Source organism: Salinivibrio kushneri (genome assembly GCF_005280275.1).
Lineage (GTDB): Bacteria > Pseudomonadota > Gammaproteobacteria > Enterobacterales > Vibrionaceae > Salinivibrio > Salinivibrio kushneri.
Map to the genome: position 1 here is coordinate 126,053 of NZ_CP040022.1, position 13,606 is coordinate 139,658.

Consider the following 13,606-nt stretch of genomic DNA (forward strand, 5'->3'; position numbering starts at 1 on the left):
TATGTCCGCGCCCATCAGCCTTGTGTGGCTAAAACGCGATTTACGCCTGCGGGATCATGCCCCGTTACAAGCTGCCATTGCCACTGGGCGACCCTTGGTGATCCTGTACCTGTTTGAGCCACTGCAGCTTGACGATCCACACCATAGCGAGCGCCATTGGCGATTTGTCTGGCAATCACTGTGCGATCTCAACCGACAGCTGGCGCCACTTGGCGGGCAGATCACCATTTGCCAAGGTGAGGCACTCGCCGTTTTCGACGCCATTCACCAGCAACACGCCATTGGCGCGGTGTACAGCCATCAAGAAATTGGCGTCGACGCGACATTTTCGCGAGATAAAGCGGTGGCGAAATGGCTGGCAAGCCATCAGATCCCTTGGCATGAATTTCCCACTGGGGCAGTGATCCGCGGCGCGAAAAGTCGGGTTGATTGGGACGCAGAATGGCAAAAGGTGATGCGCGCTCCCCTTGCCGATCCCGATTGGCAACAAGCGCGCTGGCTAGACACATCACTCACGCTACCCGCGCTCAAACACCACAATTGGGATTCTCCCGCGCCACGCTTTCAACCCGGCGGCCCGAGTTGGGCGTATAAAACCTTGCAGTCTTTTTTCCGCGAGCGCGGGCAAAGCTATCAACGCCACATCTCTAAACCGCTCGCCAGCCGCAAAAGCTGTACGCGACTGTCACCCTATCTTGCTTGGGGTAACATCAGCGTGCGCGAGATGTATCAAATCACCCTCCTCCATTGGCAGAAAAAGGGTTGGCGGCGTGCGCTGGTAGCCATGGTGTCGCGTTTGCATTGGCACTGTCATTTTATGCAGAAATTTGAAAGCGAGCATCACATGGAGCATCGGCCCGTCAATCGAGGTTACTTACATTTTGAGTACGCAAACGGTCCGCAGAGCGATGCGCATCTGCTCGCATGGCAACAAGGGTATACCGGTTATCCGCTCGTCGATGCCTGTATGCGTTGCCTACACGCCACCGGCTATATCAACTTTCGTATGCGGGCGATGCTGGTCAGTTTTTTAACCCACCATCTACTGATTGACTGGCGGCGCGGTGTGCATCATTTGGCGCAGTTATTTCTCGATTTTGAGCCCGGCATTCACTACCCCCAGTTTCAAATGCAGGCTGGCGTGACGGGCGCCAATACCTTGCGCATTTATAACCCAGTGAAACAATCGCAAGAGCAAGATCCGCAAGGGGCATTTATTCGTGAATGGTTACCCGAGCTTTCTCCCTTGCCCGATAGCTTGATCCACACCCCGTGGCAAATGACCGATATGGAAGCGATGATGTACGGCGTGGTGCTTGGCGAAGACTACCCGAAACCCATTGTCGATATAGAACAAACCGGTAAACGTGCGCGTGACATTTTATGGTCGTTTCGTCAACAAGACGCGGTTCGCATCGAAAAAGCACGGATCCTCGCCACCCATGTGCGTCCAAACAGCCCTGAGCAAACAAATAGCCCTGAGCCAACAAAAAGCCCTGAACATCGAAAAAGCCCGGGGCACGCAGACAAGCGCACTAAAAAATCACGTTTACCAGCCACTCCATCCACTGGAGGTAACCCAGATGGCGCATAAAAAGCCGCATCTCCCTAGCAAGGTATGTTTGACGTGCGAACGCCCCTTTACGTGGCGTAAAAAGTGGGCGCGCTGTTGGGACGAGGTTAGGTATTGCTCTGACCGTTGCCGTCGCGAAGGTCGTCGCCATGCGCGAGCGGCGACGCACTGAACGCATCTAACAGTGAATTCAATTGCGGATGCACCCACTGACGTTTAATCGATACCGCATAAAACGGCTCATACACACTCGGCAGTAGAGCGTAGCGGGTGAGTGTGCCACTATCTAGCTCATCGCGAACCACCACTTCAGGCATCACCGCTAACGCATCATTGTCGCGGGTTAATAGGCGCAACATCGCCATATCATTGGCCTCTGCCATGATGTACGGCTTGAGTTGATACTGCGCAGAGATGGCATCAAACCCAGAGCGAATCGGGTTGTCGCCATAAGGTAACACCCACGATTGGTGCTGGTAGCTGGCATCTAAGGTGGGTGATAAGGCTTTACCCGGCCAACCAATCACGGCTACCGGCTGGCGTGCCAGTTGCTGGTACTGCCAAATTTGTTTATTGGTGCCCCGCACCGCGATATTGGTTAACGCCAAATCCAACTGGTGATCAGACAGCGCATGAAGCAAGCCGGTTTGATCCATCGACTGCAACACATAACGACACTCCCGTTGATTGACCAATGGCTGAATAAACTGCTCGATAAAGTTCCGCGACATGGTGGATAAGGTGCCAATGCGAATCGTGGCACTAGACAACGCCCCGCCGCTGGATAGCAACTGCTCTAACTCTTCCCCTTGGCGAAAAATCTCTTCGGCATAGTTCATCGCTTGATAGCCACTTTCGGTCAACGTCAATGTACGACCTTGCCGCTCAAACAATTGCACCTGCATCGCCTGCTCAAGCTGCTTGATTTGTGACGACAGCGCCGACTGCGAAATATGCAGCTGGCGAGCGGTCTGGGTCAGGTTGCCGTGGCGCGCCACCTGCCAGAAATAATACAAATGATGGTAGTTGAGTCGGCTCATCGTTCTCTAAAACAGAATGAAAAATAATTTATTATGTATTTTACTTAACTGTAGTAAGTTTTCACAATGGTACGCATAACTGTTGCTGTGAGGTAAGTCATGTTATCCCTATTTCTTGTTACGCCGCTCAAACTGGTACTGCTGGCACTGGTTGCGCTTCTTGGCGGTGTTATCTGGCGATACAGTGCCACTGCGTTTGCGGGCGAAGCCGACAAACACCGTTTTCTTTCATCCTTGCTGCTCACTTTGTCGGCAGTCTTGTTGGTTTTAGTTAGCAATCATCTGTTGCTGTTTTGGCTTGCTTGGGTGGCGGTTAGCCTCTCATTAGGTCGCTTAATTCTTTTCTATCCGCATCGGCCTCGCGCCCAACTCGCGGCGCATAAAAAAATGCTGCTCGCCCGCTTTAGCGAATTGCTACTCGGTGGCGCATTTTTACTGTTGTTTTTCCACTACCAAACCGCGCAGATTGATCAATTGATGTTTCAAGTCAGCCAGCAGCCTCACACACTGACTGTAAGCATCGCCGCCTTTATGTTGGTGGGCGTGGCGATTATCAAGTGCGCGCAACTGCCCTTGCACGGCTGGTTAATTCAAGTGGTGGAAGCGCCAACGCCTGTCTCTGCCTTATTGCACGCCGGTATTGTCAACCTTGGCGGGATTTTATTGATGCTGTTCGCGCCAGTGCTCGCGGCGAGCCCCAGTGCCAGCCTTGCCCTGCTGGTTATCGCAGGCGTCAGTACGCTGGTGGCGGGACTGGTGAGCCTGACACGCGTGAGCATTAAGGTAAAACTGGCGTGGTCGACCGTCGCACAAATGGGTCTGATGTTAGTCGAAATCGCCCTAGGGCTTTACGAGTTGGCACTGCTGCACTTACTGGCACACTCTTTCTACAAGGCGTTCTCTTTCCTCAACAGCGGCAATGGCGTGAATCATTGGCTCGCCACCCAATTGGCTGACGCCTCAGTCCCGCGTCGTAGCCATTGGCTTGCCGCGATGACCACCGCCGCCGGTTTGATTGTCGCCGTGCATCTGAGTGTTGGTATTTTAAATAGCTTGGCCGCCGGTTGGTTGCTGTGGATGGCGATGACCATGCTGCTATTACCGGCCTTCACCCGCCCAGGTGCTGCCCGCCCGACACGCGTGCTGCTCAGTAGCGTGTTTGCACTTGGCTTGCTCGGGCTCTACGCCGCCATTAAACATAGCTTGATTGTGTTTGTCGCGGGCGGTAATGCCACCTATTTATTTGCCGATGCCTTTGCGCTGGTGCTGTTTATCGCGCTATTTGCTCTGTCATTGGCGGTCCAGTACTGGCCTCACAAAGCGTGGGTCAACCGCCTGTTTATTTGGCTGAACGCCGGGGCTTACCTTGATGAGTGGGCGACGCGCCTAACGCTCAAATGGTGGCCGAGTGCTTCTTTAATCCAACTACAAACGACCCAATGGCAACCGCATAAGGAGACGCGCTAATGATTGCGAAAACGCCCAACGTATCTGCACACCCTGAGTCCCTCGATGTGAGCGATTTTCGCGATGCCACCCAGCAAGCAGTCGCAGCGATTGCGCCAAGCTGGCCGTTGGATCAAATGATTGCGGTGAACCCATGGTGGCCGCAACGCTTTACGCCCATTGAGCACGTCTTTGCCGAGCAAGCGGTGTTAAGCGGCCACTGTCCGCTAATGTCGTCGGTGTACTATCTGTCGAATTGGCAATCGCCGATTAGTGAGGCACATCTTGCCGAGGCCATCTCAACCTCTGGCAGCGCATTGACGGTCAGTGATTGTCTGCGTGCGCTGCGCAGTCATAACAGTGATCTCCCGCGTTGGAAGCCATTGGCTGAATTGTGTGACCGCACTCGAGAAGCACAAGAAGGCTTATCGTGGCAGCAAGAAATCCAGCAGCAAGTGAGCCAGTTTCTCGCGCTTTATCACCAATACCCACAGCGTTTTGATGCCCAAGGCCAAGGCGGTGAGCACCTTTATCAATGCTGGTTGGATGTGGTGAGCCAAGATAAAGGCATTAAAACCCTCACAGGCGTGGATTTGCTCGCCGATTTCGCCGCTCTGCCCACCCAAATGGATGCCCTGATCGCGGAAGCCGCCGCCTTTTGGCAACCGATCCTTCACGACCAAGACGGCAACTTGGCCTACTGCCACGCGTTGATGCATGGCTTATCGGGTTGGGCAAGCTGGCAAGCCTGGTTAGATTGGCAACAACAGCTCAGTGACAGTGAACAGCAAGATCATGGCATGGGCCTATTCGCGATTTTACTCGCATGGGATACAGTGCTGGCACGCTGGCTTGCCAAACACCGTGAAACAGCGTGGGCAAGCATTCGCCAGTCCATGCACCATCAAGCGGTGAATGTGCGCCATTGGTATCACCAAGCACAACAACAGCTCGCGCCACTGTGGATTTGGCAACAAGCGCTGGAAATCAGTCAGCAGCGCCCTTGGGCGCACGCCTTGTCCACGCAGGCCAGTGTCGACACCCTTGCCACCTCGCCCACGTTGCAAGCTGTGTTTTGTATCGATGTGCGTTCTGAACCGATGCGCCGCGCATTAGAAGCACAATCCGATCGGGTTCAAACTCTTGGCTTTGCCGGCTTTTTTGGCTTGCCGATCGCTTATCAGCCCACCGATAGCCATATTCATCGGCCACAACTGCCCGGCTTACTGGCGCCAGCGGTCACCGCCTCACAAACCCATGCTACCCCCGAACGCTGGTTGCGAATGACCAAGCTCGGCTGGCAGCGCAGTCTCGATGCGCCTGCCGCCAATTTAGGTATGGTCGAAGCCGGTGGCATGCTGAAGCTAGTGAGCCTATTAAAACGCGCATTACGCATTTCTGGCACCGAAAATCCGCTAAATCGACTCAGCCATACTGACAGTGATTGGGCGCTCACCCGTGACAATACCCCGTTAAGCGCAGCAGAAAAGGCGGAGCTAGGCGCTGGTATCTTGCGGGCAATGGGCATTGCTGAGCAACTGGCCGATGCCGTCTTGTTGGTGGGTCATGGCAGTGAAACCTGTAACAACCCTCATGCGGCAGGGCTTGACTGTGGTGCTTGCGGCGGACAAACCGGCGAGGTAAATGTCCGTGTGCTCGCACAATTGCTGAATGATGCCGAAGTGCGTGATGCCATGGCACAACAAGGCGTAACCATTCCCGCCAGCACCCATTTTTATGCCGCCATGCACAACACCACTACCGACGCACTGGATGTCTTTCACGCCCCCGAGCATGCTGCGTGGCAAACTTGGCTGGCCGACGCGAGCGAGCATGCACGTGCAACTCGCGCCAACCAGTTTGATCAAACACCAACCCAACCATCTAAACTTAAACGCTTCTTTGCCACACGGGCCAAAGACTGGGCACAAATGCGTCCTGAGTGGGGACTGTGTGACAACGCCGCGTTGATCGTGGGCCCGCGCACCCTGTCTCGACAGATTAATTTGCAAGGTCGCAGCTTTTTACACGACTACGACATGCACAAAGACCGTGACTTTAGCCAGCTTGAAGCCATCCTCACCGCGCCCATGGTGGTGACCAATTGGATCAATCTGCAGTATTTTGCTTCTGTCACCGCACCGGAAAAATTCGGCAGCGGAAACAAACTGCTACACAATATCGTGGGTGGCCACATTGGGGTGTTTGAAGGGAATGGTGGCGACTTACGAATCGGCTTATCACATCAATCCGTGCACGATGGTCGTCGATATCGCCACCAGCCAGTGCGATTAAGCGTATTTATCGCTGCCCCTCGGGAGGCAATTGATAGTATACTTGCACGCCATGACGATATAGCCGCGCTGGCGAATCACGGCTGGCTGTACTTGATGCAAATTGATGCACAAGGTGCAGTTTGGCAACGCGATCGCTCGGGTCAGTGGTATCACCTGAACGTAGCAACATAAAACGGAGCATGTCGTTGAAAACGCAACTTCTCTCAGCGCAGTGTTCAACGGATCTAACACAAGCCGCCGAGCTGCTGAAAGCCGGCGAACAAGTCGCGGTGCCCACAGAAACCGTGTACGGTTTGGCAGCGGATGCCAGCAATCCAGACGCCGTCGCGGGCATTTTTACCGCCAAAGGACGTCCCGCCAATCATCCTTTGATTGTTCATCTCGGTGACGTCGCGTCGATCACCGAGTGGGCAACGCAGATCCCGGATGAAGCGTATAAGCTGGCGAATGCCTTCTGGCCAGGGCCGATGACGCTGCTGCTGCCACGAGCCGAGCATGTTTCACCGGTGGTTACGGGTGGATTAGATACCATTGGGCTTCGCGTGCCTGCGCAACCTGTGTTGTTGGACCTGCTCGCCACCCATCAACTTGCCGTTGCCGCCCCGTCAGCGAACCCGTATAAAAAGCTCAGCCCCACCACGGCAGAGCAAGTGGTGCATGGTTTAGGCGGAAAAATTGCGGCAGTCATTGATGGCGGCCCTTGCCAACATGGGCTGGAGTCGACCATTGTCGATCTTACCAAGCGTCCTTTCAGTGTACTTCGCGCCGGTCCCATCACCGCCAGCGAGTTGAGCGCCGTGCTGGGTGAAACAGTCGAAGCCCCCGAGCAGCACGACACCGTGGTGCCCGGCAATGTGGGAAGCCATTACCAACCCAACACCCGGTTGCAGATGGTGGCTGCGGACTTGTCTGATCTCCCTGCGCCCCATCCGGAAAAACGCGCGGCCTTGCTTCACTTTGGCGATGCCCCAACACGGGATGATCTGGTCTGTATTGCCATGCCGGATGACGCCGCACGCTACGGGCAAGCGTTATATCACCAATTAGCGCAAGCCGACCAACTCGGCGTCGATGAAATCTGGCTCGCCCAGCCCCCTCATGGCGAGGCGTGGCTTGCGGTGCATGATCGCCTGCGCCGCGCCGTCAGCTAGTTTTTGACGCTCACGACACGCGTGTTTGCATAAAGCTTGCCGTTGCACTGGCACACACAGTGCCAGCAACGGTCAGCGTTGCCTCCAACCGACTCATGCCGTGTTTCGCTTTTACACACCAAGCACGTGTCTCAGCCTCAACCGCAACAGGCACCGGATGGTGGTAGCGAATATTAAGTGACGCTGTCACACTTTGCGGGGCAAACAAGAAGGTACAATGGGTCAACGCCGCATCTAAAAGCGTGGCAATCACTCCACCGTGCAGCTGATCTTGATACCCCTGCCAAGTGCTTTCTAACCAGACTTTTGCGCTCACTGCAGTTTCATCGTTTTGATAAAACTGCAATTTAAATAGCCCATTGTCACTGCAAGCCACACACTGATGATGCGAGCGTGGCGGCATCACACGTAATTCAGTCATGGCAACCGCAACCCTGTCCATCATTACGACCTCGTTGGCCTTGCCGCTTACCACATCCTCGATGTTGATGACCTAAACGGTGGCCTTGTGCGCCACAGCCTTTCCCACGCTCTGAGTAACAAGCGGCGTTCTGTTGTTGTGGTTTTTGCTGCTTCATTCGCTGCAACGCCGGTCGTCCTTGACTGGCATCCGTAAGCGGTTGCCAGTACGCAGGCGACAACCACTGGGTGGGATTTAAGCGACCATTGGTTAACTGATACACATGTAAGCCAGCATCAAGTAACCCCGCTAACGCATGCTCACCAATATGACGGGTCACCACACGTGTCACTTGGTTGGCTTTTAGCATCGCAATCAAGGCGTTTTTGGCACCACAACCTTCCGTTACACGTGGGTTGGCGAATTGAGCAAGTGCTTGGCCATCGTCGTCAAACAGCGCGAAATGTTCTGCTTTCATAAAATGCCCCGCAGGGCGGTCTTGATTCATCGCAATGGCAATTGTCATCTTCCGTTCTCTCTTTATATAAATGGCATATGCCAAAAATACGCTTGATTTATGGCATATGCAATAAACAAAGTTAGAAGAGGTCAAAAATAATGTGTTGAAGCATCAAGTTTGCCATTCCAAATGCACGACTTGTGAGAGGTGTAAGGTCTGGCCCTTTCAGTTCGATTTTCATTACAGTCACGCATATGTTTGACATATGCCACACTGAAATTATACTGAATAAAGATTGAACAGATACATAGCGAGGACCTTATGAGAACAATATCCATTTTCAAAAATGGCAAGAACCAAGCGGTACGCTTGCCAAAGGATTTTGAGTTTGACGGTGTTAATGAGCTTGAAATTCATAAAGAGGGGGATGTCATCACCTTACGCCCAGCTCGACCAAGTTGGCTCTCATTTGGCGAGCTCGAAAAGGCTGATAGTGATTTCATAACCCATCGCGAGGAACTGATCAAAGATGAGGGGCGGTTCAACTTTGACTAATAAAATCAACTACATGCTTGATACATGTATTTGTTCATTCATTATGAGAGAGCAACCCAAAGCGGTGTTGAAAAAGCTTCACACTGTTGTCGGCAATCAACATCGCATTGTTATCTCAGCCATTACCTATCAAGAAATGCAATACGGGTTGTTAGGAAAAAAAGCATCACCAAAACATGCCGTGCTTGTTGATGCTTTTCTTCAGCGAATCGATGAGATTTTACCTTGGGATAAAGCCGCCGTTGACGCGACAACTGCAGTTAAGCGCAACCTAATGAATAAAGGCACCCCTATTGGCGGAAACGACACCGCGATTGCCGGTCACGCCATTGCGACTGGTTGTGTGCTAGTCACAAACAATACGAGGGAGTTTCAGCGTGTTGAAGGACTGAAACTTGAAGATTGGGCTTAATAGTACTGACGTAACGACGGCTCATGTCGAATTACTCTTCTGACTCAAACACCAGTGCTTTACCTTCTACGAGGCAGGCGGTGGTTTTGGCGCGGGCGCGTTTAACCAGGTTGGCTAACGTTTGACGAGATACGCCCATGACTTCCGCCGCTTGCAGTTGCTGCATACCCTGATGATCAACAAGGCGCATGGCTTCGAACTCATCCAGACCAATGGTCACCGTCTCTAGCTCACTGAGTGGAATGGCGTTGGGTTTAAAACAGTTGGTATGCGGTTTCCCGCAGATACGGCGGGGCATTTTTGGACGCGGCATAGGGTCTCCTTTTTTGCCTATGCTAAGTGAGTTTTTTTGCTTATGCCAACAAAAAGGGATGCCAGCGCATCCCTTTTCTATTTATAGCTATGGACAGTGACTTAGTCTGTCACGTTACACGCCGTACGTTACACGTCGTACGTCGTCGAAGCCGTGTTACCGCCGGTACCCGTCCAATTGGTGTGGAAGAACTCACCACGTGGCTGATCAAGACGCTCATAGGTGTGCGCGCCGAAGTAGTCACGCTGCGCTTGCAGCAGGTTCGCGGGCAAACGTGCTGTGGTGTAACCATCCAAGAAGGTCAGCGCCGATGTGGTACATGGCATGGGGATACCGGTTTCCATCGATTTCGCCGCCACTTTCCGCCATGCCGCCAAGCAGTTATCCAAGATCCCTTTAAAGTACGCATCTGAGCCCAAGAAGGCCAAGTTAGGATCTTTATCAAACGCATCACGGATGTTGCCCAAGAAGGCTGAGCGGATAATACAGCCACCGCGCCACATCAGCGCGACGTTACCGTAGTTGAGATCCCAGCCGTTCTCATCAGACGCTTCACGCATCAGCATAAAGCCTTGCGCGTAAGAGATGATTTTTGACGCCAGCAGCGCTTGACGCAGCGCATCAACCCATTCGGCTTTGTCCCCATCAACCGGTTGGATGTGTTTTTCAAATAGCTTCTCTGCCGCAACACGCTGATCTTTCAATGCTGACAAGCAACGCGAAAATACCGATTCAGAGATCAGGGTCAGCGGAATGCCAAGATCCAGCGCGTTAATCCCAGTCCACTTACCGGTGCCTTTTTGGCCCGCGGTGTCGAGAATTTTCTCAACCAGTGGCTCACCGTCTTGGTCTTTATACCCCAAGATGTCTGAAGTGATCTCGACCAGATAGCTATCCAACTCGGTTTTGTTCCAGTCGGTAAAGACTTGCTGCATCTCGTCATGGCTCATGCCAAGGCCGTCTTTCATGAACTGATACGCTTCGGTGATCAGCTGCATGTCGCCATACTCGATACCGTTGTGCACCATTTTCACAAAGTGGCCGGCACCATCGCGTCCAACCCAATCACAGCATGGCTCGCCGCTATCGGTTTTTGCTGCGATACCTTGGAAGATAGGCTTCACCGCTGGCCACGCTTCTTCTGAGCCGCCTGGCATAATTGACGGCCCAAAACGTGCGCCTTCTTCACCGCCAGACACACCGGCACCGATAAAGTGAATGCCTTTTTCACGCAGTGCTGCCACACGACGGTTGGTATCTGGGTAGTTAGTGTTACCGCCATCGATAATGATGTCGCCTTTCTCAAGCAATGGGGTGAGTTTGTCGATAAAGGTATCGACCACATCACCGGCACGAACCATCAGCATCACTTTACGTGGCGTTTCTAGCTTCTCAACCAACTCTTCCAGTGAATAAGCGCCAACGATGTTAGTGCCCTTGGCTGGGCCTTCAAGAAACTCATCCACTTTGGCCGCGGTGCGGTTATGCGCCACCACTTTAAAGCCGTTGTCGTTCATGTTGAGGATCAGGTTTTGGCCCATGACCGCCAAACCAATTACGCCGATATCACCTTTCATCGTGCTCTCCATTAATTCTGTTCTGGTAATTTTTTTGCTGCCGCGGTATCGAGTACCCATTCCGTGGTGCCTTTGGCACTGCGGATATTGGCGGCAGGATATGGCAGTTGAGTGGGCTCGTGTGAGGCGATCTCATGCACAATCGCTTGCTTGCCTTCACCCAACACCAGATAACTGATTTTCTTCGCCGCGCGCAGCACACGGGCGGTTTTTGATACCCGCTTTTGGCCCGATTCTGGGTGTGAAGCCACCATCGCGAGCGCGGTATTGTCATACTGAGGATCGTGCGGGAACAGCGAGGCGGTATGGCCATCGCCACCGACGCCCAGCAAAATCCAATCAAACACAGGCGTGCCGTTTTCGCTTGGGATCAGCGCTTGCATTTCCGCACTAAAGCGCGCGGCTTCCACATCCGGATCGTCTTCACCACGAATACGATGAATGTTCTCTTCTGGAATGCGAATCTGGCTAAACAGCAGTTTGTGGGCTTCGCCAAAGTTGCTCTCGGCATCATCCGGTGCCACACAGCGCTCATCGCCCCACCAAAAATGCAAGTTTTGCCACTGAATCGCCGTGGCGTAGTCATCACTGGCTAAACGCTTAAACAGCATTTTGGGCGTGCTGCCGCCAGAAAGCGAAATGTGTACGGCACGATCTTGCTCGCTGAGCGTTTGCATCGCGTCGGCTAAGTGATTGACCACCGCGTCGGCATCATCAAAAATTCGGGCATTTATCATAATTCGCAGTATTCCGTGTCAGTCAGGTTTTTGCAGGGAAAGCGCCACGCATGGCCATCACGCTCAAGCAATTGATCAGCTTCTTTCGGCCCCCAAGTGCCACAGGCATAACCATATAGCGCTTTGCCATTATCCTTATATTGAAGAATCGGCTCAACAAACTGCCAGCAAGCTTCCACCGCGTCACTGCGAGCAAACAAGGTGGCATCGCCTTTAAGCGCATCCAGCAACAAACGTTCATAAGCCGTCAGCATCTGGGTTTCTTCCAGCGACGTATAATGAAAATCCATGTTTACCGCTTTGGCGTTAAAGCCAGCACCCGGCTCTTTAAGACCAAAGCTCATTTGAATGCCTTCGTCGGGCTGAATGCGGATCACCAAGCGGTTCTCGGGCGCGTTTTTACCGAACACAGGGTGCGGAGTCTGTTTAAAGTGGATCACCACTTCGGTCACGCGTGTTGGCAAGCGTTTACCGGTGCGCACATAAAAGGGCACCCCATTCCAACGCCAGTTGTTGATAAACATCTTCAGGCCAACATAAGTCTCGGTACGCGAGTCTTCGGCGACACCTGGCTCATCACGGTAACTGGGTAGTGGTTTGCCCCCAACTTGTGATTCAGTGTACTGACCCAGCACCAAGTTATTGTGCAGGTCGTCTTCAGAGAGCGGCTCGAGCGATTGTAGTGCTTTAAACACCTCATCACGCATCGCATCAGCATTGATTTGAGCAGGCGGCTCCATTGCCACGAGCGATAACACTTGCAACAAGTGGTTTTGGAACATATCGCGCACCGCACCTGATTGATCGTAGTAACCACCGCGGCCTTCCACCCCAAGGTTTTCAGCACCGGTGATCTCAACATAATCGATGAAGTTACGGTTCCAGAGCGGCTCAAACATCGCATTAGAAAAACGGAAAACCAGTAGGTTTTGTACCGTTTCCTTGCCTAGGTAATGATCAATGCGGTAAATCTGATGTTCGGCAAAGTGGGCGTGAATGTCTTTGTCGAGCTGGCGCGCAGAGGCAAGATCGTAACCAAACGGTTTTTCGACCACCAAGCGTTTCCAACCGTGACTTTCATCATTCAAACCATGTGCGGCGAGGCAGGCAGGGATAAAGTTGTACAGCTTCGGCGGCGTAGCTAGATAAAACAAGGTATTACGCTGGGTGAAGCCATATTGTTCGGACAATTCGTCTAAACGGCCTGTTAGCGCGCCATACTCGTGGGTATCAGAGATATTAAATGATTGATAGTGCACGTGCGCCATAAACGCGTCGAGCGTGGCAGGATCAGTTTCTTCAAGCTCTTGCATTGAGTGACGTAGTTTATCGCGAAATGACTCGTCACTGTAGAAGGTGCGGCTTGCGCCTAAAATCGCGAAAGACGCAGGCAGCTGTTTGTTCGCATACAAATGATACAGGGCTGGGATCAGCTTACGGAAGGTCAGATCGCCAGATGCACCAAAAATAACAATACTGCTGTTTTCTGGAATTACCATCATCTTTCCTTTGATAATAAAGGTACTGCATGTGATTTGCGCCACAAATTAGCAGCGCAATGGCCAAATTGGTAATTGGCGCTACCTATTGATTTCATCGATGTCACCACTGGAACACGCTGATCGGCTAGCTAATCCCTACATTC

General features: G+C 52.8%; 14 protein-coding genes. 7 read left to right on the forward strand and 7 right to left on the reverse strand.

Annotated elements, in window-relative coordinates; translation table 11 throughout:
• Position 1 precedes the first annotated feature (1 nt).
• Both FCN78_RS13665 and FCN78_RS13670 read left to right on the forward strand, forming a co-directional pair.
• Positions 2–1,594 carry an FAD-binding domain-containing protein gene (locus FCN78_RS13665; protein ID WP_077659242.1) on the forward strand — a complete coding sequence of 531 codons (1,593 nt, stop codon included), beginning with the start codon at positions 2–4 and terminating at the stop codon, positions 1,592–1,594.
• Positions 1,584–1,745 (forward strand): DUF2256 domain-containing protein, encoded by a 162-nt coding sequence (locus tag FCN78_RS13670; RefSeq protein WP_077458369.1) that lies wholly within the window; start codon positions 1,584–1,586, stop codon positions 1,743–1,745. Before FCN78_RS13665 ends, FCN78_RS13670 begins: the two co-directional genes overlap by 11 nt.
• On the opposite strand, the gene FCN78_RS13675 is transcribed toward FCN78_RS13670, so the two are convergent.
• Complete coding sequence (locus FCN78_RS13675) at positions 1,681–2,613, reverse strand: LysR family transcriptional regulator (RefSeq protein ID WP_077659243.1); 933 nt, start codon at positions 2,611–2,613, stop codon at positions 1,681–1,683. The two genes, FCN78_RS13670 and FCN78_RS13675, sit on opposite strands and share 65 nt — an antisense overlap.
• A gap of 99 nt (positions 2,614–2,712) precedes the next feature.
• Between FCN78_RS13675 and FCN78_RS13680 the strand changes: the two genes are divergently transcribed.
• From FCN78_RS13680 to FCN78_RS13690, 3 genes are read left to right on the forward strand one after another with little or no spacing between them, the layout of a single operon-like run.
• Positions 2,713–4,080, forward strand: a complete 1,368-nt coding sequence (locus FCN78_RS13680; protein WP_077458373.1) for an NADH-quinone oxidoreductase subunit L — start codon at positions 2,713–2,715, stop codon at positions 4,078–4,080.
• Positions 4,080–6,527: a DUF2309 domain-containing protein gene (locus FCN78_RS13685; RefSeq protein ID WP_077659244.1), complete on the forward strand. Its 2,448-nt coding sequence runs from the start codon at positions 4,080–4,082 to the stop codon at positions 6,525–6,527. The genes FCN78_RS13680 and FCN78_RS13685 overlap by 1 nt, the downstream gene beginning before the upstream one ends.
• Positions 6,528–6,535: 8 nt before the next feature.
• A complete protein-coding gene (locus tag FCN78_RS13690) occupies positions 6,536–7,507 on the forward strand; it encodes an L-threonylcarbamoyladenylate synthase (protein ID WP_106407183.1) in 972 nt (323 codons plus the stop codon).
• 10 nt (positions 7,508–7,517) lie between these two features.
• Here FCN78_RS13690 and FCN78_RS13695 read toward each other — a convergent pair whose 3' ends face one another.
• Both FCN78_RS13695 and FCN78_RS13700 read right to left on the reverse strand, forming a co-directional pair.
• Positions 7,518–7,952 (reverse strand): PaaI family thioesterase, encoded by a 435-nt coding sequence (locus tag FCN78_RS13695; protein WP_077659245.1) that lies wholly within the window; start codon positions 7,950–7,952, stop codon positions 7,518–7,520.
• Positions 7,921–8,433, reverse strand: coding sequence for a NifB/NifX family molybdenum-iron cluster-binding protein (locus FCN78_RS13700; RefSeq protein WP_077659246.1), 513 nt, complete (start codon positions 8,431–8,433; stop codon positions 7,921–7,923). Before FCN78_RS13700 ends, FCN78_RS13695 begins: the two co-directional genes overlap by 32 nt.
• A gap of 255 nt (positions 8,434–8,688) precedes the next feature.
• Here FCN78_RS13700 and vapB point away from each other — a divergent pair, with 255 nt between their 5' ends.
• Together vapB and FCN78_RS13710 are read left to right on the forward strand one after the other, a co-directional pair.
• Complete coding sequence (vapB, locus tag FCN78_RS13705; protein WP_077659247.1) at positions 8,689–8,922, forward strand: type II toxin-antitoxin system VapB family antitoxin; 234 nt, start codon at positions 8,689–8,691, stop codon at positions 8,920–8,922.
• The gene (locus FCN78_RS13710) at positions 8,915–9,334 is read left to right on the forward strand and encodes a type II toxin-antitoxin system VapC family toxin (RefSeq protein WP_235607571.1); all 420 of its coding nucleotides are present in this window, start codon (positions 8,915–8,917) and stop codon (positions 9,332–9,334) included. Before vapB ends, FCN78_RS13710 begins: the two co-directional genes overlap by 8 nt.
• 31 nt (positions 9,335–9,365) lie before the next feature.
• Here the strand turns inward: FCN78_RS13710 and FCN78_RS13715 are convergent, their stop codons facing one another.
• The 4 genes from FCN78_RS13715 to zwf form a co-directional block, all read right to left on the reverse strand.
• A complete protein-coding gene (locus FCN78_RS13715; RefSeq protein ID WP_021023566.1) occupies positions 9,366–9,647 on the reverse strand; it encodes a DUF134 domain-containing protein in 282 nt (93 codons plus the stop codon).
• Between the two features lie 128 nt (positions 9,648–9,775).
• Entirely contained in the window at positions 9,776–11,224 is a 1,449-nt protein-coding gene (gene gnd / locus FCN78_RS13720) for a decarboxylating NADP(+)-dependent phosphogluconate dehydrogenase (RefSeq protein WP_069363035.1), read from the reverse strand.
• Positions 11,225–11,235: 11 nt separating this feature from the next.
• A complete protein-coding gene (gene pgl, locus FCN78_RS13725; protein ID WP_077659248.1) occupies positions 11,236–11,961 on the reverse strand; it encodes a 6-phosphogluconolactonase in 726 nt (241 codons plus the stop codon).
• The gene (gene zwf, locus FCN78_RS13730) at positions 11,958–13,460 is read right to left on the reverse strand and encodes a glucose-6-phosphate dehydrogenase (protein ID WP_077458389.1); all 1,503 of its coding nucleotides are present in this window, start codon (positions 13,458–13,460) and stop codon (positions 11,958–11,960) included. The genes pgl and zwf overlap by 4 nt, the downstream gene beginning before the upstream one ends.
• Positions 13,461–13,606 lie beyond the last annotated feature (146 nt).